Source organism: Micromonospora sp. NPDC005206 (assembly GCF_040608175.1).
In the GTDB taxonomy this organism is placed as follows: Bacteria; Actinomycetota; Actinomycetes; order Mycobacteriales; family Micromonosporaceae; genus Micromonospora.
Map to the genome: position 1 here is coordinate 82,086 of NZ_JBEXHU010000022.1, position 24,647 is coordinate 106,732.

General features: G+C 71.9%; 19 protein-coding genes. 6 read left to right on the top strand and 13 right to left on the bottom strand.

All coding sequences use genetic code 11. The features are described from left to right. Positions 1–3: 3 nt before the first annotated feature. From ABZU69_RS29335 to ABZU69_RS29390, 12 genes are all read right to left on the bottom strand, one after another. Positions 4–1,413, bottom strand: a complete 1,410-nt coding sequence (locus tag ABZU69_RS29335) for a GH1 family beta-glucosidase (RefSeq protein WP_354967541.1) — start codon at positions 1,411–1,413, stop codon at positions 4–6. Next, the gene (gene yicI / locus ABZU69_RS29340; RefSeq protein WP_354967542.1) at positions 1,410–3,650 is read right to left on the bottom strand and encodes an alpha-xylosidase; all 2,241 of its coding nucleotides are present in this window, start codon (positions 3,648–3,650) and stop codon (positions 1,410–1,412) included. The genes ABZU69_RS29335 and yicI overlap by 4 nt, the downstream gene beginning before the upstream one ends. Continuing rightward, positions 3,647–4,543: a carbohydrate ABC transporter permease gene (locus tag ABZU69_RS29345; RefSeq protein ID WP_354967543.1), complete on the bottom strand. Its 897-nt coding sequence runs from the start codon at positions 4,541–4,543 to the stop codon at positions 3,647–3,649. The genes yicI and ABZU69_RS29345 overlap by 4 nt, the downstream gene beginning before the upstream one ends. A 1-nt stretch (position 4,544) precedes the next feature. Then, positions 4,545–5,513, bottom strand: a complete 969-nt coding sequence (locus ABZU69_RS29350) for a sugar ABC transporter permease (protein WP_354967544.1) — start codon at positions 5,511–5,513, stop codon at positions 4,545–4,547. Positions 5,514–5,580: 67 nt separating this feature from the next. After that, positions 5,581–6,885, bottom strand: coding sequence for an extracellular solute-binding protein (locus ABZU69_RS29355; protein WP_354967545.1), 1,305 nt, complete (start codon positions 6,883–6,885; stop codon positions 5,581–5,583). 85 nt (positions 6,886–6,970) lie between these two features. After that, positions 6,971–8,020: a LacI family DNA-binding transcriptional regulator gene (locus tag ABZU69_RS29360; protein WP_354967585.1), complete on the bottom strand. Its 1,050-nt coding sequence runs from the start codon at positions 8,018–8,020 to the stop codon at positions 6,971–6,973. A 630-nt stretch (positions 8,021–8,650) separates the two neighbouring features. After that, entirely contained in the window at positions 8,651–9,559 is a 909-nt protein-coding gene (locus ABZU69_RS29365) for an amidohydrolase family protein (protein WP_354967546.1), read from the bottom strand. Continuing rightward, a complete protein-coding gene (locus ABZU69_RS29370) occupies positions 9,556–10,365 on the bottom strand; it encodes a metal-dependent hydrolase (protein WP_354967547.1) in 810 nt (269 codons plus the stop codon). Before ABZU69_RS29370 ends, ABZU69_RS29365 begins: the two co-directional genes overlap by 4 nt. Before the next feature lie 102 nt (positions 10,366–10,467). Then, a complete protein-coding gene (locus ABZU69_RS29375) occupies positions 10,468–12,099 on the bottom strand; it encodes a protein kinase (RefSeq protein ID WP_354967548.1) in 1,632 nt (543 codons plus the stop codon). 118 nt (positions 12,100–12,217) lie between these two features. Next, the gene (locus tag ABZU69_RS29380; protein WP_354967549.1) at positions 12,218–13,999 is read right to left on the bottom strand and encodes a protein kinase; all 1,782 of its coding nucleotides are present in this window, start codon (positions 13,997–13,999) and stop codon (positions 12,218–12,220) included. A gap of 83 nt (positions 14,000–14,082) precedes the next feature. Continuing rightward, a complete protein-coding gene (locus ABZU69_RS29385) occupies positions 14,083–15,417 on the bottom strand; it encodes a glycosyltransferase family 4 protein (protein WP_354967550.1) in 1,335 nt (444 codons plus the stop codon). Between the two features lie 137 nt (positions 15,418–15,554). Then, a complete protein-coding gene (locus ABZU69_RS29390; protein WP_354967551.1) occupies positions 15,555–17,498 on the bottom strand; it encodes an amylo-alpha-1,6-glucosidase in 1,944 nt (647 codons plus the stop codon). Positions 17,499–17,540: 42 nt separating this feature from the next. Between ABZU69_RS29390 and ABZU69_RS29395 the strand changes: the two genes are divergently transcribed. The 4 genes from ABZU69_RS29395 to ABZU69_RS29410 all read left to right on the top strand — a co-directional run bounded on the left by ABZU69_RS29395 (position 17,541) and on the right by ABZU69_RS29410 (position 21,732). Continuing rightward, positions 17,541–20,246, top strand: coding sequence for a glucosidase (locus ABZU69_RS29395; RefSeq protein ID WP_354967552.1), 2,706 nt, complete (start codon positions 17,541–17,543; stop codon positions 20,244–20,246). 235 nt (positions 20,247–20,481) lie between these two features. Then, positions 20,482–20,940 (top strand): SRPBCC domain-containing protein, encoded by a 459-nt coding sequence (locus ABZU69_RS29400; protein ID WP_354967553.1) that lies wholly within the window; start codon positions 20,482–20,484, stop codon positions 20,938–20,940. Next, positions 20,937–21,287 carry a metalloregulator ArsR/SmtB family transcription factor gene (locus ABZU69_RS29405; RefSeq protein WP_354967554.1) on the top strand — a complete coding sequence of 117 codons (351 nt, stop codon included), beginning with the start codon at positions 20,937–20,939 and terminating at the stop codon, positions 21,285–21,287. Before ABZU69_RS29400 ends, ABZU69_RS29405 begins: the two co-directional genes overlap by 4 nt. Before the next feature lies 1 nt (position 21,288). Beyond that, positions 21,289–21,732, top strand: a complete 444-nt coding sequence (locus ABZU69_RS29410; protein WP_354967555.1) for an SRPBCC domain-containing protein — start codon at positions 21,289–21,291, stop codon at positions 21,730–21,732. Positions 21,733–21,743: 11 nt separating this feature from the next. Here the strand turns inward: ABZU69_RS29410 and ABZU69_RS29415 are convergent, their stop codons facing one another. Beyond that, positions 21,744–22,946: a low temperature requirement protein A gene (locus tag ABZU69_RS29415; RefSeq protein ID WP_354967556.1), complete on the bottom strand. Its 1,203-nt coding sequence runs from the start codon at positions 22,944–22,946 to the stop codon at positions 21,744–21,746. A gap of 161 nt (positions 22,947–23,107) precedes the next feature. On the opposite strand from ABZU69_RS29415, the gene ABZU69_RS29420 reads away from it, so the two are divergent. Both ABZU69_RS29420 and ABZU69_RS29425 read left to right on the top strand, forming a co-directional pair. Then, on the top strand, positions 23,108–23,740 hold the full coding sequence (locus ABZU69_RS29420) for a WHG domain-containing protein (protein WP_354967557.1): 633 nt from the start codon (positions 23,108–23,110) through the stop codon (positions 23,738–23,740). A 41-nt stretch (positions 23,741–23,781) separates the two neighbouring features. Further along, positions 23,782–24,492 (top strand): HAD family hydrolase, encoded by a 711-nt coding sequence (locus ABZU69_RS29425; protein WP_354967558.1) that lies wholly within the window; start codon positions 23,782–23,784, stop codon positions 24,490–24,492. Positions 24,493–24,647 lie beyond the last annotated feature (155 nt).

The window sequence follows — 24,647 nt, forward strand, 5'->3', positions numbered from 1 at the left end:
TGGTCAGTCCGCCGGCTGGTCCGGCGTCCCGGTCTCGACCAGACGCCGGTACCAGTGCGCGCTGTCCTTCCAGGTGCGCTCCTGGGTGTCGTAGTCGACCCGGATGATCCCGAACCGCCGGTCGTAGCCGTAGCCCCACTCGAAGTTGTCCAGCAGCGACCAGACGAAGTAGCCCCGGACGTCCGCGCCCTGCTCGCGGGCATCCGCCACGGCGGCGATGTGCCGGCGCAGGTAGTCGACGCGCCGCTCGTCGTGCACCGTGCCGTCGGCCGACACGACGTCGTCGAACGCCGCGCCGTTCTCGGTGATCATCAAGGGCTGACCGGGGTACTCGTGGCGCAGCCGCAGCAGCAGCCCGGTCAGCGCGGCGGGGTCGATGTTCCAGCCCATCGCCGTGTACGGGCCGGGCTGAGGCAGGAAGTCGACGTCGTCGGCGCCGACCCACGGTGAGTGCGCCGAAGCGCCGTGACCGTCGGCGTCCGAGCGGGCCGAGTGCCCGTCCCAGGCCCGGACCAGGGTGCTGGAGTAGTAGTTGACGCCGAGCATGTCCAGCGGGACGGCAGCCACCTTCTCGTCGCCGTCGCGGACGAACGACCAGTCGGTGACGCTCGCCGTGTCGGCCAGCAGGTCCGCCGGGTACGCCCCGCCGAGCATCGGCCCGAGGAACGACCGGTTGGCCAGCGCGTCGATGCGCCGCACCGCGTCGGCGTCCGCCGGCGAGTCCGACTCCGGCCGGATCACGTGCAGGTTCAGCGTCACCGAGAGCTCAGCCGCCGGCGCCAGCTCGCGGACCACCCGCCCGGCCAGGCCGTGCGCCAGGTTGAGGTGGTGCACCGCGGCCAGCGCCGCCGCCGGTTCGGTACGCCCCGGCGCGTGCACGCCGGAGGCGTAGCCCAGGTACGCCGAGCACCACGGCTCGTTCAGCGTGGTCCAGGTGTGCACCCGGTCGCCGAGCGCGGCGACGACGCCGGCGGCGTACTCCTCGAAGCGCAGCGCGGTCTCCCGCACCGGCCATCCGCCGGCGTCCTCCAGCTCCTGCGGCAGGTCCCAGTGGTACATCGTGGCGACCGGGCGAACCCCGCGCTCCAGCAGCCCGTCCACCAGCCGGGAGTAGAAGTCCAGGCCGGCCTGATTGAAGCGGCTGGAGCCGCCCGGCTGCACGCGCGGCCACGAGATGGAGAACCGGTACGCGCCCAGGCCCAGCTCGGCGATGTGGTCCAGGTCCTGCTGCCAGCGGTGGTAGTGGTCGGCCGCCACGTCGCCGGTGTCGCCGTTGAAGGTCCGGCCGGGGGTGTGGCTGTAGGTGTCCCAGATGGACGGCCCGCGCCCGTCCTCGGTGGCCGCGCCCTCGATCTGGTACGCCGCCGTGGCCGAGCCCCAGACGAAGCTCTCCGGGAAGGTACGTGACATCATCGCGCCGCCACCTCCGTGCCGGCCACCACGCAGTGGTACGCCGACGAGGCGCCCGCCACCAGCTCGGCGGTGGCCACCCCGTCGCGGAAGCTCACCTCGAACTCCGCGCCGGGCCCGCCCCCGGGCGCCGGTACGCGTACCCGTTGGCGTTGCCCCTCGGCCGGTGTGTAGAGCCGCAGCTGCACGCCGTCGGCCCAGTCGTAGTCGGGCCGGTCCGAGCGCGCCCCGAACGGGATGATCGCACCCGGCCGGGCGAGCACCGGCACGCTGTCGAACTCGTGCTTCTCGGTGACCCACGCCGGCCCGGTGAGCTGCGCGCCGGTCACCAGGTGCGTCCAGGTGCCGACGGGCACGTAGAAGGTGACCTCCCCGTCGGCGCTGAGCACGGGCGCGACCAGCACGTCGGAGCCGAGCATGTACTGCCGGTCCAGGTGCGCGGCGGTCGGGTCGTCCGGGAACTCCAGGATCATCGGCCGCATCATCGGGATGCCGTCGCGGTGCGCCTCCTGCGCCGCGCCCGCCAGGTACGGCATCAGCCTGAGCTTGAGCCGGGTGAAGTGCCGCAGCACGTCGACGGCCTCCTCGTCGTACGCCCACGGCACCCGGTACGAGCCGGAACCGTGCAGCCGGGAGTGCGAGGACAGCAGCCCGAAGGCGATCCACCGCTTGAACACGGCCGGGTCGGGGGTGCCCTCGAAGCCGCCGATGTCGTGGCTCCAGTAGCCGAAGCCGGACGCCGCCAGGGACAGCCCGCCGCGCAGCGACTCGGCCATCGCCACGAACGTCGACTCGCAGTCGCCGCCCCAGTGCACCGGGAACTGCTGCCCCCCGGTGGTGGCCGAGCGGGCGAACAGCACCGCCTCACCCTCCCCACGCTCGGCCTCCAGTAGCTCGAAGACCGCCTTGTTGTAGAGGTACGAGTAGTAGTTGTGCATCCGCTGCGGGTCCGAGCCGTCGTGCCACACCACCTCGGTCGGGATGCGCTCACCGAAGTCCGTCTTGAAGCAGTCGACGCCCATGTCCAGCAGCACCTTGAGCTTTCCGGTGAACCAGCGGACCGCGTCCGGGTTGGTGAAGTCGACCAGCGCCATGCCGGCCTGCCACTTGTCCCACTGCCAGACCGACCCGTCCGGGTTGCGCACCAGGTAGCCGGCCTGCCGGCCCTCCTCGAACAGGTACGAACGCTGCGCGATGTACGGGTTGATCCAGACGCACACCTTCAGGTCACGCTCGTGCAGCCGGCGCAGCATCCCCTCTGGGTCCGGGAAGGTCGCCGGGTCCCAGACGAAGTCGACCCAGTGGAACTGGCGCATCCAGAAGCAGTCGAAGTGGAACACCGACAGCGGCAGGTCCCGCTCGGCCATCCCGTCGACGAACTCCGTCACCGTCTTCTCGTCGTACGAGGTGGTGAACGACGTGGACAGCCACAGCCCGTATGACCAGGCGGGGACCCGGGCCGGACGGCCGGTCAGCGCGGTGTAGCGGCGCAGCACGTCCTTCGGGGTGGGCCCGTCGATGACGTAGTAGGTGAGCGACTGCCCCTCGACGCTGAACTGGGCCTGCGTGACGACCTCCGAGCCGACCTCGAACGACACGTGCTCCGGGTGGTCCACGAACACCCCGTAGCCGGCGCTGCTGAGGTAGAAAGGCACGTTCTTGTACGCCTGCTCGCTGGCGGTGCCCCCGTCGGCGTTCCAGATGTCCACGGTCTGGCCGTTCTTCACGAACGGGCCGAACCGCTCGCCCAGCCCGTACACCGTCTCGCCGACGCCGAGGGCGAGCCGTTCGTGCACGTGCCGGCGGCCTTCGCCGTCGGTGACGACGCCGACGCTGCGCCCGGTGGACGCGGTGACCAGCCGGTCGCCGTGCAGGAAGTCGACCCGCCACCCGTCGATGAGCGCGACCCGGGCGGTCAACTCGCCGGTGGTCAGCGACGCGCTGATCCCGGTGATGTCGACGGTCACCGGATGCTCGTCGTCGGTGGCCAGCCCGAAGTGGGGCTCGCGGGGCAGACCGCCGCTGTGGTGGCCGATGGTCACGCCGACGACACCCGGGGCGGGGGAGAAGAACCGGACGGTGACCACGGGCCGGTTGAGGGTGTCGCCGCGCCCGGTGATCTGGCCGGCCGGCGCGAAGACGGTGAAGCCGCGCTCGTCCGGCTCGACCGATTCCACTGTGCCGGGGCGCAGCACGCTGACGCCGGGGCGCAGTTGCCAGTACCCGTCGGTGAATTTCACTTCTCGGCTCCTGCCGTGATGCCGCGCGCCAGAGTGCGCTGGAAGATGAGGAAGAAGATGATGGCCGGCACCAGGCTGATCAGCGAGCCGGCGTTGGTGGTCGGGGCGTCCATCAGGCGGTCGCCCTGCAACGACGCGAGCGCGACCGGGATGGTCTGCGTCTGGTTGTCGATCAGCATGACCAGCGGGATCAGGAACTCGTTCCAGGTCCAGATGAAGAAGAAGATGAGCAGCACCGCGAGGGTGGGCCGCAGGTTGGGAAAGACCACCCGCCACAGCACCGTCCACTTGCCGGCCCCGTCCAGCGAGGCGGCCTCCAGCAGCGAGCGCGGGAACGTGCTCAGCACCGAGGCGAGCAGGTAGGTGCCGAACGCGCTCTGGATCACGGTGAAGATGATGATCACCGAGAGTCGGGTGTTGTAGAGGCCGATCTCCTTTGCCACGTAGTAGAGCGGATAGATCAGCGCTTCCTGCGGCAGCATGTTGGCCAGCAGGAAGAGCCCGACGATCCAGAGCCGGCCGCGGACCCGGCCGATGCCCAGGGCGTACGCGTTGAGCAGCGAGACGACGACGCCGAGCACCGCCACCGAACCGGCGATGAGCGCCGAGTTCCACAGCTTCAGCGGGAAGTTCACCGTGGTCCAGTACGTCCGCAGACCTTTGGTGTAGAACTCCGTCGGCCAGCTCAGCGGACCGCCCGAGGAGTAGTCGGTCGGCGACTTGAACGCGTTGAGCAGCATGAACGCGAACGGCACCAGCATGGCGAGCGCGGCGATCGTGACCACGGCGAGCACCACCCAGCGGGCGGCGCCGCGGCGGTGCCGGTCACGGCCCGGCCTGCTCTGGCGCGGTGCCAGCACCGAGCCCTCGGCCGGGATGAGCGTGACGGCCATCTCAGAACCCCCGATCCCGGCGCTCGCTGCGGGCCTGCATCCAGATGAAGACCACGGCCACCACGATGATGATCAGTGTGAGCACCGTGGAGATCGCGGAGCCGTAGCCGACCTGGAGCTTCTTGAAGAACGTGTAGTACGCGAAGTAGGACGGCACGTTGGTGGCGTTCTCCGGGCCGCCCCGGGTCAGGGCGAAGATCGGCCCGAACACCTTCAACGCCGCGATGGTGCAGGTCAGGGCCACCACGAAGGTCTCCGGCCGGATCTGCGGAAGAGTGATCGCCCGGAACCGGTGGGCCCAGTTCGCGCCGTCGACCTCGGCCGCCTCGTACAGCTCCGGGTCGACCCGTTGCAGCGCCGCCATGAAGACGACCACCGGGTAGCCGATCTGCACCCAGATCATCACCGCCATCACAGCGGGCAGCGCGGTGTCCGGGTCGCCGAGCCAGTCGTGCCGGAGCGCGCCGAGACCCACCGCGTCGAGGAGGCTGTTGAACGCGCCGTCGGGGCGCAGGATCCAGCCCCAGACGATGCCGGCCACCACGACGGGCAGCACCTGCGGGAGGTAGAACGCGGCCCGCAGCGCGGCGGCGGTGCGCGGCCGGAACCGCCGGCCGATGACGTCGAAGAGCACCGAGGCGAGCACCAGCCCGAGCAGGGTCGGCACCACCACCATCGCGACGAGCATCGCGACGGTGTTCCGGAACGACGCCCAGAACACCTCGTCGTGCAGCAACTGCTGGTAGTTGTCCAGGCCGACCCAGGTGGGGTCGCCCACCCCGGACCACTTGGTCAGCGACAGGTAGCCGGTGCCGACCAGCGGTGCGCCGATGACCAGGATGAAGAGCACCGCTCCGGGGAGCAGATAGAGCCAGTACGCCGCGTTGCGGCCGCGACGCCCGCGGTCGGGCCGGGGCTGGGTCGGGGTCGCCGGCGGGTGCGGGGCGGCGACGGTCTCGGAGGCTGCCATCGAAGATCCTTCCCGGTGGAGCGGGCGGGCGCTCCGGTCGTGCCGGTCACGCCCGCCACTCGCCGTGTCACTTGCCGGTGATCTCCTTGACGCCGTCGGCGTACGGCCCGGCGATCGAGTCGAGGACCTGGTCGGGCGACTTGGAGCCGTTGATCAGGCCCTGGAAGCCGGAGACCAGCACGTCGTAGTAGCCGGGAACCGGCCAGTCCGGGTAGAAGGCCAGGCCGTCCTGCTTGCTGACCGTGTTGAAGTCCTCGATCAACTTCCGGTCCTTGGGGTCGCTGATCTTCGCCGGGTCACCGGCCACCGGGACGCCACCGTTGTTGCCGATCAGGTCCTGGATCTCCGGACGCAGGGTGATGTCGATGAAGTCGTACGCCAGGCCCTTGGCCTTGCTGGATTCCGGGACCACCCAGAGGTTGCCGGACGAGCCGGCGTGCAGGGTGTTGCCGGGGAAGAGGAAGGTGTCCCAGTTGGCCTTCATCTCGGCCTTGAACCGGCCGTACCACCAGCTACCGGAGACGATCATGGGGGTTTTGCCGCCGATGAACGCGGTGCCCATGTCCTCGGCCTTCAGGCTCGCCGAGTCCTTTGCGACGTAACCCTTCCCCACCCAGTCGGCGAAGGTGTCCGCGCCGTACTTCAGCGGGTCGGCCTTGAAGTCCACCGGGTTCTTGTAGAGCTGGTAGTTGTCGACGAACTGCCGGTCCGCCTTGGCCAGCGCCAGCTGGTAGAAGAGCTGACCGGCCGGGTACTCAGCGCCGGCCATGCCCAGCGGGGCGACGCCCTTGCCGACAAAGGTGTCCATCGCGGCGGTCATCTCCGCCATGCTGGTCGGCACCTTCACGCCGTACCTGTCGAAGAGGTCCTTGTTGTAGTAGACCGTGACGTACTCGCCGTAGTTCGGCACGCCGAACCAGTTGCCCGAGCCCATCACGCCCTTGTCGCTGTAGCGGGCGGTGGTCTGCAGGCTGGGGCTGAGCTTGCCGGCCCAGCCGCGCTTGTCGGCCTCGGCGCTCAGGTCGGTGAGCAGGCCCTGGGAGGAGAGCAGGCCGGCGGTCGCGTTGCCCTTGTTGTACTCCATGATGTCCGGGCCTTCGGACGAGTTGATGATCATCCCGGCGTTCTGCTGGATCTGCTCGAACGCCTTGCGCTCGAAGCGCACCTCGACGCCCGGGTGCTCGGCCTTGAAGATCTCGATCGCCCGGTCCCAGGCGACCCCCATGGCACTGTTGGCGCTCTCGTAGTGCCAGAGCTTGAGGGTCTTGGCCCCGCTGTCGTCCCCGCTGTCACCACCGCCGCACGCGGCCACGGTGGTCGTCGCGGTCGCCGCCAGGGCGATCGCGGCGACGATCCGGCGGAATCGCTGCATTGCTATCCTCCTCGTTGAGTATCTAGCCGGTACTTCACTGGGCCCGTCGTCGCGTTGCCGCGCGGCGGCGGGCCGTTTTCGCTGGTCAGCCCCCGCCGATCGGCGACCGCCGAGGTGCGTCCGGTGCGGGCCGTCGTGGCACGGAGGTCGATCCCCGGATCTCCAACGCGCATGGCAGCAGTTGCTGGTGGCGCTCGTCGCCGGGACCGTCCAGGTGGCGCAGCAGCGCCTCGATCGCGATCCGCCCCAGGGCCGAGCCGGGCGAGGTCATCGCGGTCAGCGCCGGGGTGGCCAGCTCGGCGACCTGCGGCGAGGTGACCATCGAGACGACCGAGACGTCCTCGGGCACCGAGAGGCCCCGACCGGTCAGCTCGCCGAGGATGCCGAAGATCGCGGTCTCGTTCATGGCCAGCACGGCGGTCAGCTCCGGAGCCTGCGCGAACGCGGCGGCCAGAGCCGCCCGCCCACCGGCGGCGCTGTCCTCGGCCGGGATCATCAACGGCTCCAGGCCGTGGCCGGTCATCGCCGCGACGAAGGCGTGCCGGGTACGCAAGGCTGGGCCGTAGCCGCTGGCCAGCGTGGCGGCCGAGTGGTTGACGTAGACGATGCTCCGATGGCCCAGGCCGACCAGGTGGGCGACGGCCTCCCGCACGGTCTGCTCGAAGTCGATGTCGACGTAGGAGAGCCCGCTGGTGTCGCCGGTGCGGCCGATCAACACCAGCGGGACGCCGGCGTCCCGCAGGACGGTGACCCGCTCGTCGGCGAGCTGCACCTCCATCAGCACGACCCCGTCGAGCATCCGCTGGCTGGCCAGCCGCCGCAGGTCGTCGAGGTCGCCGCCGCCGACGGGGGAGAGCACCAGGTGGTAGCCGGCCGCGCTGGCCGCGGCGGCGGCGCCGGTGACGAAGGCCGTTTCGGTCGCGCCCAGGCCCCGCTCGTCCATCGGCATCAGCAGACCGAGGATCCGGCTGCGCCGGCTGGCCAGGCCACGGGCCATCGCGTTGGGCTGGTAGTCGAGCTCGGCCATCGCCGCGAGCACCTTGTCCCGGGTGGCCTGGGAGATCGGTCGGGTGCCGGTGAGCACGTACGACACGGTGCTGACCGAGACCCGGGCGAGGCGGGCGACGTCGTGCATGGTGGCCACCGCGCACCTCCTCCGGCCCGGCGTGGGATCGCTCCCGAATGATCGTCGAAGCGTTTCGACGAAGCGTTTCGACAGACGCTAGGCCACCTGTTACGGCGACGTCAATAGCCGATGTCGAAAAGACGCCGCTGCCCCGCGGGCCCTCCTCGGCAGCCCGCACCTGGCCCGCCCGTGCCCTGCACCTGGCCCGCTAGCCGGGCCCGTCGCCGCGCATCCCGCGTCCTGCCCGGCGTCCTGCGGCGTCCTGTGCCCGGCGGCCTCGTAGCTTCGGCCCCGGCCCCCGGGCCCCCGGCCCCGGCCCCGGCCCCGGCCCCGGCCCCGGCCCCGGCCCCGGCCCCGGCCCCGGCCCCGGCCCACGGGTGGTCTGTGGCCGCCTTTGCTCTGCTTCACTCCACGCAACACCTGCCGTCCGGTATCCGGACAGTGGGTGTTGCGGTCGTTGAAGCAGAGCAAAGGCAATCGAGGGACCCCGCCCGGCCCGCCGGATCGCGCAACATCCCGAGGGATCCAGCACAATCCCGGGAGCCGGGAGCCGGGAGCCGGGAGCCGGGAGCCGGGAGCCGGGAGCCGGGAGCCGGGAGCCGGGAGCCGGGAGCGCGTGGGGCTCGGGCGGGTGGCGCGTCAGCGCAGGTCGAACAGGGTGGCGGCGCTGTCCCAGCAGACCGCACGCAGCCAGTCGTCGCCGAGGTCCAGCCGGGCCAGCCCGGTCAACTGGTCGGCGTACGGGTAGGGGATGTTCGGGAAGTCGCTGCCCAGCAACACCTTGCCGGCCAGCCCCAAATCGCGCAGCCGGGGCAGCTCGTCGGCGGGGAACGGCACGAACCGGTCGAAGAACGGGGTGAATGCCATCGTGGTATCCAACCGGACCCGCTCGTACGCCTCGGCCAGATCAAGGAAGGCCCGGTAGTCGGGGGCGCCGAGATGCGCCACCACGGCGGTCAGCCGGGGGTGGCGGGCGAGCAGGGCGGCGAACAGGTCCGGCCCGGTGTGCGTGGTCCCCACCGGGGCGTGCCCGGCGTGCACCACCACCGGCACACGCGCGTCGGCCAGCAGCCCCCACACCCGGTCCAGCGCCGGGTCAGTCGGCGCGAACCCGCCGACCTGCACGTGCACCTTGAACAGCCGGGCCCCGCCGGTCAGCGCCTCCTCGACGTAGCCGGGAGCGTCCGGCTCGGGGAAGAAGGTGGCCGAGGGCAGGCAGCCCGGGGTGGCGCGGGCGAACTCCAACGTCCAGCGGTTCAGGTCCGCCGCCATGCCCGGCCGGTGCGGGTACGCCAACGCGCTGAACGCGCGTACCCCGAGCCGGCGCAGGTGCGCCACCCGGTCGGCGTCGCTCCACCGGTAACGGATCGGCCACTCGGTGCCGACCAGCGGGCCGGCCGCGTCGAAGTACGCCCACACCCGGCGCAGCAGTCGCGGCGGCAGGAAGTGCACGTGCACGTCGGCCAGCCCTGGCAGCCCCAGTGCGCGCCAGAAATCCGGCACCCGCTCGTCAGCCTCCGGAGGTGACTGCGCGCCCGGGTCGGTCATATCTCGATGTTGAACCGTTGCAACACCGACGGCGCGACCAGGCCCGCCATGGCGAGCGCCGCCACGACGGTCAGCACGGCACGCAGCACGACCACCTCGGCCTTGCTGCCGGTACGCAGGGCGATGCCGTTCGGCAGGCCGATCATCGTCCACATGCGCCGCTTGATCGGGATCGGCCAGAGGATCGGCACGCCGGCTCGGGTGATCATGTCACCGAGAATGTGGACGAAGCAGCCCACGCCGACGGCGGTACCGATCAGCGGATAGCCGCGCCCACCCGGCAGGTTCGCGAAGGTGAACCAGGCCGCTCCGGCCGACGCGAGGGTGATGATCACCCACCCCGCCCGCTCGGCCCACTTGTCGAACAGCCCGCGCAGGGCCAGGCCGAACATGAAGAACAGGATGGTGATCACCGCCCACTTGCCGTACGCGGCGCAGAGCGCGGTGGTGCCCCACCCGATCAGAACCGTGAACGGAAGCGTGTGGGTCAGCGTCCGGTGCCCGTTGTTGCGGCGCGGGTCCTTGCTGAGCTTTGTGGCGTAGTAGACCCCGAGGGAGATCTTCTCCATCACCTCGGCGGCGAAGAGCGAGAAGACCCCGAAGGTGCGGGCCACGGTCGCGCCACCCTGGTTGCGGGTCACCTTGCCCGACATGTCGAGGTCGGGAAAGAGCGCGCCACCCGCGCACACCGCGGTGCCCACCGCCAACGCGAGTGGCGACTGGTGGTAGTCGGCGAACTGGTCCAGTGCCCAGGACCCGGCCAACCACACCGCCGCGCCGGACAGCGCGTGCGACGGTCCCATCATCTCGGCTCACCCTCCCCAGGGATCTTGAGCGCCAAAACTACGCCACTGTAGTTAGCGGCGGCGCCGCAGGGGCATCCTCCGGTCGGTCCACGGTGGACAACGTCAGAGTGCGGGGGTGAAGCTCTGCCGGATCATCGGCAAGTATGTCGCGTTGACCTGCCAGTCGAACTCTTTTGTCAACCACGAGACGGTGAAGGCGCGCCCGGCCGAGGTGTTGGCCAGCAGCCGGAAACTGTGCACCCGCTCGCCGGCGGCGTTCTTCCAGCCGCACTCCCAGATCGCGCCGCCCTCGAAGATGTCCAGCGCCGAGATGTCCACCTTGCGGTAGCCCGGTAGCGCCTCGCCGCCGGTGAGCCGGGCCTCCTCCGCCTTCCAGTACGCCACCGGGTCGGGTCGGGCCGGCCCCGCCTCGACGCTGAGGATCCGAGGCCCGCCGGACTCCCGGAAGCAGGTCGTCGACTCCTCGGTCCAGCGCAGCCAGCCCACCGGCGCGGCGATCCGGAACCCGGCCGGGTCGTCGTGCCACGTCCAGCCCTTCACCAGCCGGTACCGCGCGTCGGCCGGTTGCGGCACCGACGGCACCGGGGTGGCCGTCGGTGGCGGGGGCGTCGCGCAGGCGAATGCGGCCGGGCGGGGGGTGGCCTCGCCGCCCCCGGCGCCGGACGGTGGCGTCCGGCCGTCGTTGCGGTTGACCAGCGCCAACGCGACACCGCTGGCGGCGAGCAGCGCGGTCGCCGCGCCGCCCAGGGTGAGCATCCGCCGACGCCAGCGGCCGGGTCGGGTCGCCGGCCGGTCGGTCGACGCCGGCGGGTCGCCGGGCGGGGAGGGCCAACCGGTCGGAGCGGCGGGCACGGCGGCGCGGCCCGCGCTGCGTACGGCCGCCACCGCGGCGGAGCGGGCCGGCTCGGTGGGCGGGTCGTCGTCCGCCGCCGCGCCGCGCAGCAGCGGCTCCGCCTCCGCCGCGGTCAACCGCCGCCAGGGGTCGCGCTGCAACAGGCCGGTGAGCACGGGGTGCAGCGACCCGGCCCGGCGCATCGGGTCCGGCGGTTCGGTGGCCAGCGCGCTGAGCGTCGCCATCGCGCTGGAGCGGGCGTACGGCGAACGCCCCTCGACCATCGCGTAGAGCGTCGCACCCAGCGACCACAGGTCGGTACGGGGATTCGACACCCCTTCGCGGGCGCGCTCCGGCGCGACGAACTGCGGCGAGCCGAGCACCATGCCCGGCTCGGTCATCGCCCCGTCGCCGCCGTCGAACGTGGCCAGCCCGAAATCGGTGAGCACCACCCGCCCGTCGTCGGCGACCAGCACGTTGTGCGGCTTCACATCGCGGTGCAGCACACCGGCGGTGTGCGCGGCCCGCAGCGCGGCGAGAACGGCCAGCCCGATCCGGGCGGTGCGCTGCGGGTTCAGCGGCCCCTCCGCGCCGATGATCTGCTGCACCGACCGGGACGGTACGTACTCCATCACGATCCAGGGGCTCTCCCGGTCGTGCACCACGTCGTAGATGCGGACCACGTTGGGGTGGTTGAGTCGGGCCGCCGTACGCGCCTCGCGCAGGGTCCGCAGCCGCAGCTCGGCTCGTTCGGTCTCGGCCAGCCAGGACGGTGGCACGACCTCCTTCACCGCGACGTCGCGGTGCAGCATCTCGTCGCGGGCCAGCCACACCCGGCCCATGCCGCCGGCGCCGACCAGGTCGAGCAGCCGGTACCGACCCGCGATCAGCAACTGCTGCACAGTCGCTCCCCCTCGGTCACCCCGTGTTACACGATAGCCACCGGCGCGGCTTTTCTCATCCACCGCGCGGCCTCGATCCACCCCGGACCGCACACCGAACCGGCCCACACGGTGCAGGTCAACGGGGTGGTCGGAAACTCGTTCGCACCGTCGTCCAGTCCGCGGTGGCGGCGGTCCAGTCCCGGTCGTCGGTGATCCAGCCCAGCGTCCAGCGGCCGTTACCGGCGGGTGCTCCGGCGACATGCTGCCGGGCGTGCAGCCGGGCGCCGTAGGGCGCCGCCCACCGGGACTCCCACTCCGCCCCGCCGTCGCCCCCGGCGAGCCGGACCTCGTCGTACTCCGGCAGCGCCCCGACCTCCGCCGCCGCGTCCCGCATCGCGGTCAGCCGAGCCAGCGGGTCGGTGGCGCCGCCCTCGGCGACGCTGAACGCCCGTCCGGTCGCCGGGTCCTGGAAGCAGGCCACCTCGCCGTCACGGGAGTAATGCCAGGTCGCGGGCACGGAGACCCGGAAGCCGCTGGGGTCGGCGTGCCAGACCCAGCCGGCCGGCGGCCGGAAGCGCTCGCCGGGAGGCGGCGACGCGGGCGGCGCCGGCGCACCGACGGCGTCCGGGCGGACGCACGGAAACGGTGGCGGGGGGAAGGCGCCCCCGCCCGGCGGCCGGCCCGGCCGGTCGGGGCCGTGACCGTGCGGCCCGCCCGGGCCGTCACCGTCGGGCGGACGGTCGGTCGGCGGCGCGCTGGTCGACCGTTCGGCGGTGTCCGCCGCTTCGTCGTCGCTGACGGCCAGCGCGGTGCCGACGCCGGCAGCGGCCGCCACCAGCAGCGCCGTGACGACCAGCCCCGCCCGGCGGGCTGTCCGCCCGGCCGGTCGTCCGACCGCCCGAGCGGGCGCCTGCCCGCCAGGGGTGTCGGTCCGCTCGGCGGCGTCTCCGGCGGGCGGATCACCCGGGGCCCCGGCCCGGGCGGCGGTGGGTCGGCCAGGTTCGGGCAGCGGGATGGTGGGATCCTGATCGGACAGGTCGGTGGACGTGTCGGGATGGTCGGCCGGATCCGCTGCCGACTCTGTCCCGTCGGGCACCGGGAGCGGGCCGGTGTGGCCGGTCGCGGCGGCGGTGAGCAGCCGGTGGGCCGCCTCGTGGTCGAGACGGTCGCGCGGGTCACGGCGCAGCAGCCCGGCCAGTACCGGCGCGAGCGGCCCGGCGTGCGGGGCCGGGTCCGGCGGCCCGGCCGCGAGCGCGCTCAGCGTGGCCATCGCGGTGCTGCGGGCGTACGGGGAGCGGCCCTCGACGGCGGTGTGCAGGGTGGCCCCGAGCGACCACAGGTCGGCGGCCACGGTGGACACCGCCTCGGAGGCCCGCTCCGGGGCGACGTACTGCGGGGAGCCGAGCACCATGCCGGGGCGGGTCATCGCCCCGTCGCCGCCGTCGAACGTGGCCAGCCCGAAGTCGGTGAGCAGCACCCGCCCGTCATGTGCCATGAGCACGTTCTGCGGTTTGACGTCGCGGTGCAGCACCCCGGCCGTGTGCGCGGCCCGCAACGCGCCGAGCAGGGCCAGGCCGATCCGGGCCGCCTCGGCCGGAGCCAACGGCCCCCCGGCGTCCAGCACGTCCTGCAGGGTGCGGGACGGGACGTACTCCATCACGATCCAGGGGCTGTCCTCGGCCGGGACGACGTCGTAGAGCCGGACCACGGCGGGATGGTTGAGCCGGGCCGCGGCGCGCGCCTCCCGCAGGGTGCGCGAGCGCAGCTCGGCCCGCTCGTGGTCGGCCAGCCAGCTCGGCGGCACGACCTCCTTGACCGCGACCTCTCGGTGCAACATCTCGTCGCGGGCCCGCCACACGCGGCCCATGCCCCCGCGACCCACCAGGTCGAGCAGCCGGTACCGACCGGCGATCAGCACCTGCGCACGCTCCTCCTCAGCCGCTGTCCGGGATACACCCTAACCAGCGGATCGGGAGTCACCTATCGGTCGTCCGCCTCGGCTCAGCAGGCGGCGTGGTCGGCCGCGGCGAGCAGATTGCCCTCCGGGATGGCGATCCGGGTACGTCCGCCCGCCAGTTGGGCGGCGATCCGGCGGGCCTGAAGTGGGCCGTGCTCGCGTCTGGCGGTGGTGTAGCTGGCGGCGGTGCGGGCCGCGATGGTGGCCCAGCCGTACCGCTCGACGACCATGCTGCGCGCCCGGCGGGCGACCCGCCGGGCGAAGACCTCGTCGCCGAGGAGGTGGCCCACCGCGCCGGCGAGGGCGTCCGGGTCGCTGTGCGGGAACGTCACGCCGGTCACGCCGGGCTCGACGATCTCGGCGAGCCCGCCGGTGCGGGCCACCGCGAGTGGCGCACCGGCGGCCGCCGCCTCCAGCGCCACCATGCCGAACGGCTCGTAGAGGCTGGGCACCACGGTGGCGTCGGTGGCGCCGAGCACCGCCGGCAGTTGGGTGGCGTCGAGGAAGCCGGTGAAGTGGACGGTCGAGCAGAGCGCGAGCCGGCGGGCCTCGTCCTCCAGCTCGGCGCGGTACGGGCCGTCGCCGGCGATCACCACGCGCAGCCCGGGGTGCCGCTCGCGCAGGCGGGGCACCGCGTGCACCAGGTGCTGTACGCCCTTCTCGTAGACCAGTCGGCCGGCGTACCCGACGAGCGGGCCGTCCGCGGCGAACCGGGCCCGGGCCGAGGCGACCGCGCGTGGCCGGGCCCGCCAGGCCCGGTTGTCGACCCCGTTGGGTACCACGTCGACCTGGCTGGCCGGGAGGTCGAACAGCGCGGTCACCTGCTCGCGCATGTACGCCGAACAGGTGATCACCCGGGTGGAGGAGCCGCTGAGCCAGTGCTCGACGCCGTGGATGGTGCGGTTCATCTCCTCGGGCAGCCAGCCCTGGTGCCGGCCGGCCTCGGTGGCGTGGATGGTGGTGACCAGGGGCAGGTCCAGGTGCTCGGCGAGGGTGATCGCGGTGTGGGCGACGAGCCAGTCGTGGGCGTGGATGACGTCGTAGGTGCCGGCTTCGGTGGCGCGTAGGGCGGTGCGGGTGAGGGTGTGGTTGAAGGCCATGGTCCAGGCGAGGAGGGATTCGGTGGCCAGGGGGAAGGTGACGGGGTCTTCGGGGGCGCGCAGGATGCGTACGCCGTCGGCGTATTCCTCCAGGGGTGCGCCGTCGGTGTGGCGGGTGACGACGGTGACGTCGTGGCCGGCGGTGGCGAGGGCGACGGAGAGGGCGTGGACGTGTCGGCCGAGGCCGCCGACGAGCACCGGCGGGTATTCCCAGGAGAGCATCAGCACCCGCAGCTGCCGGGCGGGGTGGATGTCGATCACGTGGGCGTCGGGTGACATGCGGCCCCCTCTGGTTGTGTCCGGGCGCGCGCCGACCGCACCGGAGCCGGTGCCCGCCGTCGCGTCTGGATCTCGGACCAATCCTGCCGGGGGCGAGATAACCAGCGGAGACACCGCCGTTGCGGTCGTGTAAAGCGCTACTGGCCCTTTCGGCGCACCCGCAGCAGCTCGGCCACCGACCATGCCTGGAACGGGCAGCCGGTCGCGGCGTGCGGCGCGAGGCCGTCGGCCGTCTCGCTCACCGAGCCTAGCCCGAACTCGGTCAGATGGGACTCAATACCGACGAACATGTCATCGACCGACATCTTGCCCCGGCGACAGGCGTCCACGTACGGGCCGAGCAGCCACGGCCAGACGGTGCCCTGGTGGTAGCCGCCGTCCCGCTCGGCCGGGCCGCCCCGGTGCCGGCCGACGAACTCCGGCGACTCCGGGGCGAGGCTGCGCGGCCCGAGCGGGGTGAGCAGCCCGGCCGCGACCCGGCGCAGCGTCGCCTCGTCCGGCTCCAGCGGCGCGAACGGAAGTGACCAGGCCAGCAGCTGGTTGGGGCGCAGCGAGTCGTCGTCGTGCAGGGCGGCCCCGCCCAGCGGGTACGCCGGTGCGGGCGCGTCCAGCACGTCGTGCAGCCAGCCGCCCGGCGCGGGGTAGCGGTCCCGGAACGAGGCGGTGGCCTGCCCGTGCCGTCGCCGCAGCTCGGCCGCGTCCCGACCGGCCAGCTCGGTCAGCTCGGCGAGCCCGGCCAGCGCGTTGATCCACAGCGCGTTGACCTCGACCGGCTTGCCGGTACGCGGGGTGACCGGCACCCCGTACACCCGGGCGTCCATCCAGGTCAGCGCGGTGCCCGGGGCGCCCTGGGTGAGCAGCCCGTCGGCCGGGTCGACGGCGATGCCGTAGCGGGTGCCGGCAACGTGCGCGTCGATCACCGTGCGCAGCGCGGGCAGCAGCTCGTCGCCGAGGTCGGTGTCACCGGTGACGGTGACGTGCCGGCTCACCGCGTGCAGGAACCACAGCGTGCCGTCGACGGTGTTGTACTCCACCCGCCCGGTGTCGGCCGTGTTGGCCAGCATCCCCTCGGACAGCGTCGCCGCGTACGCCCGCAGCAGCTCCCGACCCTCGTCCGCGCGACCGGTGCAGAGGAACAGCCCCTCGTACGAGATCATCGTGTCCCGCGACCACGCGCCGAACCACGGGTAGCCGGCGACCACGTCGACCGCCGTGCGGCCGGTACGCACCACGAACGCGTCCGCGGCCAACGCGAGCGTCGCCTCCACCGGGTCCGCCGGCTTCGCCGTCGCCACCACCTGACGGTTGCGCCGCCGGGCCGTCGCCACGATCTCCGGGGCGGGCGGCGGCTCCTCGTCGAGCCGGCCGGCCCAGGCCCGCACCGACACGGTGTCACCGGGGCGCCGCAGATCGCCGGCGAAGCGGCCCGCGTACCAGAGGTCCTCGTCGGGGTGCAGCCCCCGGCTCGCCTCCTCGCGGTGGTGCACACCCAGCCACCACTGCCCCTCGGGCGTCCAGCCCGGGCCGGCCAGCCGGTACGCCCCCTCGACCACCGCGCCGTCGGCCACCGCCTCGACCTGCGGCGTCGGGCCGTCGGCCCGCCGCTCGCCGTGCGCGTCACGCCAGGTGCAGGCGGCGGAGAGTTCCAGCCGGACCGGCCCGCCGGCCACCAGCCGGTGCACCACCGCCACGCAGGAGCGGCCGGGCAGCATCGCCAGCTCCCGCTCGATCACCACCGCGCCGATCCGCCACCGCCACCGGGGCAGCCCGTCGACCAGGTCGAAGCGCTCCAGCAGCTCGAAGCCGCGCGGGTCGACGTCCCCGGAGGACCACTCGTGCGCCCCGAGCCGGACCCGCGCGCCGGACGGCAGGGTGACCGACGGGTCGAGGCTGACCAGTCCCACCCGGCGGGACGCCGGCGTCTCACCGGGCACCACCAGCAGACCGTGGTAGCGCCGGGTCCGCAGCCCGGCGACGGTGCCCATCGCGTACCCGCCGACGCCGTCGGGCACCAGCCACTCCCGGCTGGCCGCGCTGGTCAGCTCGCCGCACACCTGCGGGCCGAAGTGAATGTCGATCAACTTTCCTCCACCGGCGGCGGGGTGTAACACGCCACGACGAGAATGGCTGCTGTGGTCAAGTACCGCGGCGACGTCAAAGATGTGCACGTGATCTCTGACCGTTCGTCCTCCGACGCCTCGCCACCCGACGCCGAGCGGCTCCGGCTCGCCCAGGCCGACTCGGGGGAGCAGGACTGGCGCGCATGGGGTCCCTATCTGTCCGAACGGGCGTGGGGGACGGTGCGGGAGGACTACAGCGAGCACGGTACGGCCTGGGACTACTTCCCGCACGACCACGCGCGGTCCAGAGCCTACCGCTGGAATGAGGACGGGATGGCCGGCGTCTGCGACGACCGGCAGACGTTCGCCTTCGCCCTGGCGCTGTGGAACGGCAGGGACCCGATCCTCAAGGAGCGGATGTTCGGCCTCGGCGGTGACGGCGGCAACCACGGCGAGGACGTCAAGGAGTACTGGTGGTACGAGGACTCCACGCCCACCCACTCCTGGATGCGCTGGCGCTACCACTACCCGCAGGCCGCCTTCCCGTACGACGAGCTGGTCGCGGTGAACGCGCAGCGCGGCCGGGACGACACCGAGTACGAGCTGGTGGACACGGGGATCTTCGACGACGACCGGTACTGGGCGGTCAGCGTCGACTACGCCAAGGCGTCCCCGACCGACCTGTGCATGGTGGTGACCGTGGCCAATCGGGGCGACCGGGCCGCCACCCTGCACGTGCTGCCCAGCCTGTGGTTCCGCAACACCTGGGCCTGGGGCCTGCCCGGCGCTGACCGGATTCCCCGGCTGACCGGTGAGGGCGCGCGGCTGGTCGGCGAGCACCGGGTGCTCGGCCAACTTCTTTTGGAGGGCGACGGAGACCCGGTGCCGCTGCTCTGCGACAACGACACCAACGCCGAGCGGCTCTGGGGCCTGCCCGGCCGGTCCCGCTACCCGAAGGACGGCATCAACGACCACGTGGTCAACGGCGCCGCCACGGTCAACCCGGCCAGGGAGGGCACCAAGGGCGCACTGCACTACGTGCTCGACGTGCCGGCCGGCGGACAGCGTCAGATCCGGCTGCGGCTGACCCGCACCGCGTCGCCGCCGGCCGCCGCCCCGCCGCCCCGGGCGGATCTCGGCGACGGCTTCGAGGCGGTGGTGTGGGCGCGGCGTGCCGAGGCGAACCGCTTCTTCGCCGGCGTGATCCCGGAGGCCGCCACGCCCGACGAGGCGCTCGTGGCCCGGCAGGCCATCGCCGGGCTGATGTGGGGCAAGCAGTTCTACCACTTCGACGTCAAGCGTTGGCTGGACGGCGACCCGGGTTCGACTCCGCCGGCCGGGCGTCGCCACGGGCGCAACAGCGCCTGGTGGCACATGACGAGCTTCGACGTCATCTCCATGCCCGATCCCTGGGAGTACCCCTGGTACGCGGCCTGGGACCTGGCCTTCCACTGCGTGAGCATCGCCCGGGTCGACCCGGGCTTCGCCAAGGCGCAACTGCTGCTCCTGCTGCGCGAGTGGTACCTGCACCCCAACGGGCAGATCCCGGCGTACGAGTGGGCGTTCGGTGACGTGAACCCGCCGGTGCACGCGTGGGCGGCGCTCAAGGTGTTCGAGATCGACGGCGGCCGGGACTACGAGTTCCTGGCCCGGGTGATGCACAAGCTGCTGCTCAACTTCACCTGGTGGGTCAACCGGAAGGACACCGGCGGCAACAACGTATTCGAGGGCGGCTTCCTCGGGCTGGACAACGTCGGGCCGTTCGACCGGTCGGCGGCGCTGCCGGTGGCCGGTGTGCTGGAGCAGTCCGACGGCACCGGCTGGATGGCCATGTACGCGCTGAACATGCTGGACATGGCGATCGTGCTGGCCGAGCACGACCGCACCTGGGTGGACACGGCCACCAAGTTCTTCGAGCACTTCGCGTACATCGCCGCCGCCGCGTACGAGCAGGGGCTCTGGGACGACGAGGACGCCTTCTTCTACGACGTGCTGCGGCTCGCCGACGGCACGAAGGTGCCGCTGAAGGTCCGGTCGGTGGTCGGGCTGCTGCCGCTGGCCGCCACCACCCGGCTCACCGCCCGGACCCTGCACCAGCTGCCGGAGCTGGGCGCCCGGCTGCGCTGGTTCCTCACCAACCGACCGGAGTACGCCGAGGTGATCGGCACCCGCCGGCTGGGCCCGGACGGCCGCCAGCAGCGGCTGCTGTCCATGGTCGGCCCGGAGCAGGTGGTGCGGCTGCTCGCCCGGATGCTGGACAGCGACGAGTTCCTCTCCGACTTCGGCCTCCGTACGCTGTCCCGCGCGCATCTCGACAAGCCGTTCTCGGTCACCCTCGGTGGGCAGGAGTTCTCCGTCGGGTACGAGCCGGCGGAGTCGACCAGCGGGCTGTTCGGCGGCAACTCGAACTGGCGCGGCCCGATCTGGATGCCGACGAACTTCCTGCTGATCAGCGCGCTGCGCGACTACGCGGCGTTCTTCGGCGACGACCTTCAGGTGGAGTACCCGACCCGCTCCGGGGTGAAGCGCACGCTGGACGAGATCGCCGACGACCTCTCGGCCCGGCTGATCTCGCTCTTCACCCAGGACGACTGGGGTCGACGTCCGATCTACGGGGCGGCGCGCCTGTTCCAGACCCACCCGGACTGGCGGGACCTGATCGCGTTCCCCGAGTACTTCCACGGCGACAACGGGGCCGGGCTGGGCGCCTGGCACCAGACGGGCTGGACGGCGCTGGTGGCCGACCTGATCCTCACCCTGCGCCGCTGACCCCGCCGCCGCCCGCGCGTCCGGCGGCGGCGTCGGCGTTGTCGGCGGCGGCGCCGGCATGATCGTGCTCGATCAATGTTGTAGTGGTGTCCCCGGCGTTCGGAGGCCACTCGATCCTGGTTCGAGCACCGATCATGCGGGCTGGCCGCGCCACTCAACATGCAACGAAAGGTTGCGCGTCGCGTCCTGGATGTTGTAGCCTTACGCAACCAAAGGTTGCGAAAGGTTGGGTGGCATGGAACACGGATCCATCGAGCGGGACATTCACGTCGACGCATCGCCCGAGGTGGTCTTCGAGGTGATCAGTCGGCCCGAGCACATGCGGGAGTGGTGGCCCGACGACGCGCGGTTCGAGCCGGTCGCGGGCGCGCCCGGTGAGCTTGTGTGGCGCGACGCGGCGACGGGCGAGACGAACACCGTCGCCCTCGCCGTCGTCGAGGTCGACCCTCCGAAGCGGTTCTCTTTCCGGTGGTGCTACTCGGACCCGGCCCGGAGCGGGCCCTCGCTGCTGGTCACCTTCGAGCTGGCCCCGACCGGTACGGGAACCCAGATCCGCATGACCGAGACCGGGTTCCGCGAGATGGGATGGGAGGTCGCTGTCATCGAGGAGCAGTACCGCGACCACGTGAGCGGGTGGGACCACTACATTCCCGCGCTGGGCACGTACGTTGCGCGGCTGGTCGCCACCTCATGAGCACCGCGGTCGACGACGACCTGTGGTCGGCCATCGGCGACCCACTCCGGCGCACGATGATCGACCTTCTTCTCGCCGGGGGGTCGGGCACCGCCACGTCACTGAGCGAGCGGCTGCCCGTCACCCGCCAGGCCGTCTCGAAGCATCTGGCCGTCCTGGACCGGGTCGGTCTGGTGCACGCCGCGCCGGCCGGTCGCGAGCGGCACTACCAGGTCGACGAGGCGCAGCTCGCCCGCGCCGCCGCCCAGATGTCAGCGGTCGGTGCCACCTGGGACGCCCGCCTCCGCCGGATCAGGCGGATCGCCGAGGCCATCGAGCACAACCGCAACGACAACCAGGGAGAGTGACATGGTGGACATCCTGCACCGGGTCGGAGTCGTCGCTTCACTCGACGACGTCTACCGAGCGGTGGCAACTCCAGAGGGCATCGCCGGCTGGTGGACGACCGACACGGTCGGCAAGAGCGAGGTCGGCGGACGCCTGGCCTTCCGGTTCGGCGACGTCGGTGGCTTCGACATGGAGGTCGTGCAGCTCGACCCCTCCGGCCACGTGCGGTGGCGGGTCATTGACGGCCCTGAGGAGTGGATCGGCACCGAGATCGGTTGGCGCCTCGACCAGCGCGGTGAGTACACCATCGTCCAGTTCACCCACGGGGGCTGGCGCGAGCCGGTCGAGTTCATGCACCACTGCAGCACCAAGTGGGCGATGTTCCTCATGAGTCTCAAGGAGCTTGTGGAGACCGGGCGTGGCAGGCCGGCCCCGGACGACGTCCGGATCAGCGACTGGCACTGAGCCCCGCCAGGCTAGACCGGTGGTGCAGGTTGTTCCGCTGGTCGGCGGTGTGAGCGTCGCGCGTCCGCGTAGGTGACGCCCAGGAGCACCACGGCAGTGGCCGCGCCGGTCGCGAGGGGCGGCAGGTGGAGCGTTGCCGGCGTCAGCAGCGCGAGGGCCAGCAGGCCACCGGTCCGGGATCGGGACACCCGACCGAAGACCTGGTATTCGAGGGCCGATCGTCCGGCGAGGAAGACCGCCGGGCCGCCGAGGACGGCGATGAGCCAGGGCGCCGGAAGGTCACCGAGTGGCTCGGTGATGAACAGCTCGAAGCCCACGCCGGTCAGCACGACCCCGGCGATCATGACCAGGTGGGCGAGTGCCATGTCGGTGGCCAGGCGGGGGGCGTCCCGGGAACGGCTGATGGCCGCACCCAGCACGCCTCCCGCCAGGTGGAAGTAGATCCGCCAGAGCAGGACGGTGGTCGCCAACGCCAGCGTGAAGCCGGCCGTCTGCGCGGTGTGGAACTGGCTGCCGCTGAAGGCCAACCCGATGACGAAGATCGCCTCGCCGAGCGCGATGAGGAGGAACTGTTGGTACCGCTCGGCCAGGTGTTCGGCCGCTATCGTCTGTCCGCCGATCCGTTGCGCGCCGACCCGGGGTGTCGGCCACCCGAGGAACAACCCGACATAGTCGACCAGCGCGGCGATGGTCCAGAGCGACCCACGAACCGTGCCATCGTCGATCAGCCCACCGACGACCCAGAGCGGTGCGCTCAAGCCGAGCCAGACCAGCACCCGGATCGTTTGCCGCGAATCCGGCCGGCCGTGTCCGGCGATGTGGAAGTACAGCACCCGGCCGATCTGGAGGGTCACGTAGGTGACGGCGAAGAGGGAGGCCCGCGCGCCGAAGCCGTCGGGCACCGCGACGGCCATCACCATGGCGCCGGCCATCGTCATGACGATGACGGTCTGGACTACCGGCGCCTCCGGATTCAGCCAACTGGTCGACCAGACCGTCAACGACCAGACGGCCCACAGGGCCAGGAGCAGCAGCAGGGCCTGACCGAGACCCGCGAGCGCGCCGCGTTCGGTACCGGTAAAATCCGTGATCAACCGGGCCGAGATCCTGGTGAGCGCGAAGACGAAGACCAAGTCGAGGAAGAGTTCCAGGAAGGTGGCTCGCTGGAGACTGCTCTCGGTGCGGAGCAGCCGCGCGTCGCCCCTCTCACTCATCCGCCCGCCGGGTGCCGTCCCATGACCACGTGCCCTCCCGTCCCGGTGATCCCATCACCTAACGACCAAGCGCCGGGTGCGGCACTGACCGTCCGGCACGGACAGTCACCAATCTGTCACCGCGCGGCTGCCGTCGGTGTCTTCGACTTACGCTCGTGGTCGTGTCCGGATCTGCCGAGGGAGCCACCGAAGAGGACCGACGCGACCTCATCGTCACGGTCGCGCGGGAGTTGGCCGAGGTCGAGGGCTGGACGGGGGTGAGCCCTCGGCGGCTGGCCGAGCGGGCCGAGGTCGACGTCGGCGACCTCTACCGGCACTTCGCCGATCAGGAGGCGCTGCTCGCCGCCGTGGCGGTGTGCGCCTTCGCCGACCTGGCCGCCGACCTGGCCGAGGCGCACGCGGAGGCGACCGGCGATCCGGAACGGGTCTGGCCAGCGGTGGCGAGCGCGTACCTCGACTTCGCGTACGCGAATCCGGAGGTCTACGACGCGATGCTCGCGCTGACCCCCGACCTGGCCCTCGGCGTGGACGGCGTGCCGGCCGCTCCCCGCGGCGTGTTCGCCGAGCTGCGGGCGGCCCTGACCCCGCTGGCCGAGGGGCGTGATCCGGACACCCTGGCCGAGGTGGGCTGGAGTCTGTTGCACGGCATGGTCATGCTCACCCGGGGTGGCCGGTTGCGTCCGGAGGCGCAGGAGGAGCGGGAGACGATGATCGCGGAACGGTTGTTGCGGTGGCCCTGCCTGGCGGCCGAGTCGGATGGAAAATCCTTGGGTGCGCCTCGCGCCATGCCCTAAGGTCCCGAACCGTCAGGAGCGTTGATCACAAGGGGGGCGGCATGACGGTGGACCAGGCGGCGCGCCGGCAGGCGCAGGTGCTGATCTTCGACGCGGACGACACGTTGTGGGAGAACAACGTCGTGTTCGAGCGGGTGATCGACGATTTCCTGGCCTGGCTCGACCACCCGACACTGGACCGGGTGGAGCTGCGGGCCGTCCTCGACGACATCGAGCGGGCCAACACGGTGGCGCACGGCTACGGCAGCAAGGTCTTCCTGCGCAGCCTGGCGGAGTGCCTGGAGCGGCTGCGTGAGCGACCGGCCACCGACGCCGAGCGCCAGGAGATCGAGCGGCTGGCGGTGGCCCTGGTCGAGCACCAGGTGGAGCTGATGCCCGGGGTGGCCGACGCGCTCGACGAGCTGGCCGGTCGGCACGAGTTGCTGCTGCTGACCAAGGGGGACCAGGTGGAGCAGCAGCGCAAGCTGGACGCGTGCGGGCTGCTGCACCACTTCGGAGCCGCGCACATCGTCGCGGAGAAGAACGTCGACACCTACCGGTGGTTGGTGCGGGAGCACGGGTTCGAGCCGGCCGGCGCCTGGATGATCGGCAACTCTCCGAAGTCGGACATCCTGCCGGCCCGCGCGGCCGGGCTGAACGCGGTGTTCATTCCGAATGAGAACACCTGGGTGCTGGAGGACGACGAACTGGACCCGACCGACGCCCGCGTGCTGCGCTTGGCCGCGTTCCGCGACCTGCTGCGGCACTTCTGACCGCTCTGAGACCGAACAGCGTCGGCGATCATGGTCGCGTTACGCCGACATGACGGTTTTTCCCCGTGAGATAAGTCCTGCCACCGGCGGTCCTGCCTGGCTTGTCCGACCCGCCGTGGCCTGCCTAGCCTGTGCCGGCGTCCACGGCCTTTCGG

Excerpts from the sequence above, each read along its gene's own strand:
- ABZU69_RS29335 (WP_354967541.1), bottom strand. The coding sequence starts at position 1,413 with ATGATGTCACGTACCTTCCCGGAGAGCTTCGTCTGGGGCTCGGCCACG.
- ABZU69_RS29345 (WP_354967543.1), bottom strand. The coding sequence starts at position 4,543 with ATGGCCGTCACGCTCATCCCGGCCGAGGGCTCGGTGCTGGCACCGCGC.
- ABZU69_RS29350 (WP_354967544.1), bottom strand. The coding sequence starts at position 5,513 with ATGGCAGCCTCCGAGACCGTCGCCGCCCCGCACCCGCCGGCGACCCCG.
- ABZU69_RS29355 (WP_354967545.1), bottom strand. The coding sequence starts at position 6,885 with ATGCAGCGATTCCGCCGGATCGTCGCCGCGATCGCCCTGGCGGCGACC.
- ABZU69_RS29360 (WP_354967585.1), bottom strand. The coding sequence starts at position 8,020 with ATGCACGACGTCGCCCGCCTCGCCCGGGTCTCGGTCAGCACCGTGTCG.
- ABZU69_RS29365 (WP_354967546.1), bottom strand. The coding sequence starts at position 9,559 with ATGACCGACCCGGGCGCGCAGTCACCTCCGGAGGCTGACGAGCGGGTG.
- ABZU69_RS29370 (WP_354967547.1), bottom strand. The coding sequence starts at position 10,365 with ATGATGGGACCGTCGCACGCGCTGTCCGGCGCGGCGGTGTGGTTGGCC.
- ABZU69_RS29385 (WP_354967550.1), bottom strand. The coding sequence starts at position 15,417 with ATGTCACCCGACGCCCACGTGATCGACATCCACCCCGCCCGGCAGCTG.
- ABZU69_RS29395 (WP_354967552.1), top strand. The coding sequence starts at position 17,541 with ATGGCTGCTGTGGTCAAGTACCGCGGCGACGTCAAAGATGTGCACGTG.
- ABZU69_RS29400 (WP_354967553.1), top strand. The coding sequence starts at position 20,482 with ATGGAACACGGATCCATCGAGCGGGACATTCACGTCGACGCATCGCCC.
- ABZU69_RS29405 (WP_354967554.1), top strand. The coding sequence starts at position 20,937 with ATGAGCACCGCGGTCGACGACGACCTGTGGTCGGCCATCGGCGACCCA.
- ABZU69_RS29410 (WP_354967555.1), top strand. The coding sequence starts at position 21,289 with ATGGTGGACATCCTGCACCGGGTCGGAGTCGTCGCTTCACTCGACGAC.
- ABZU69_RS29415 (WP_354967556.1), bottom strand. The coding sequence starts at position 22,946 with ATGAGTGAGAGGGGCGACGCGCGGCTGCTCCGCACCGAGAGCAGTCTC.
- ABZU69_RS29425 (WP_354967558.1), top strand. The coding sequence starts at position 23,782 with ATGACGGTGGACCAGGCGGCGCGCCGGCAGGCGCAGGTGCTGATCTTC.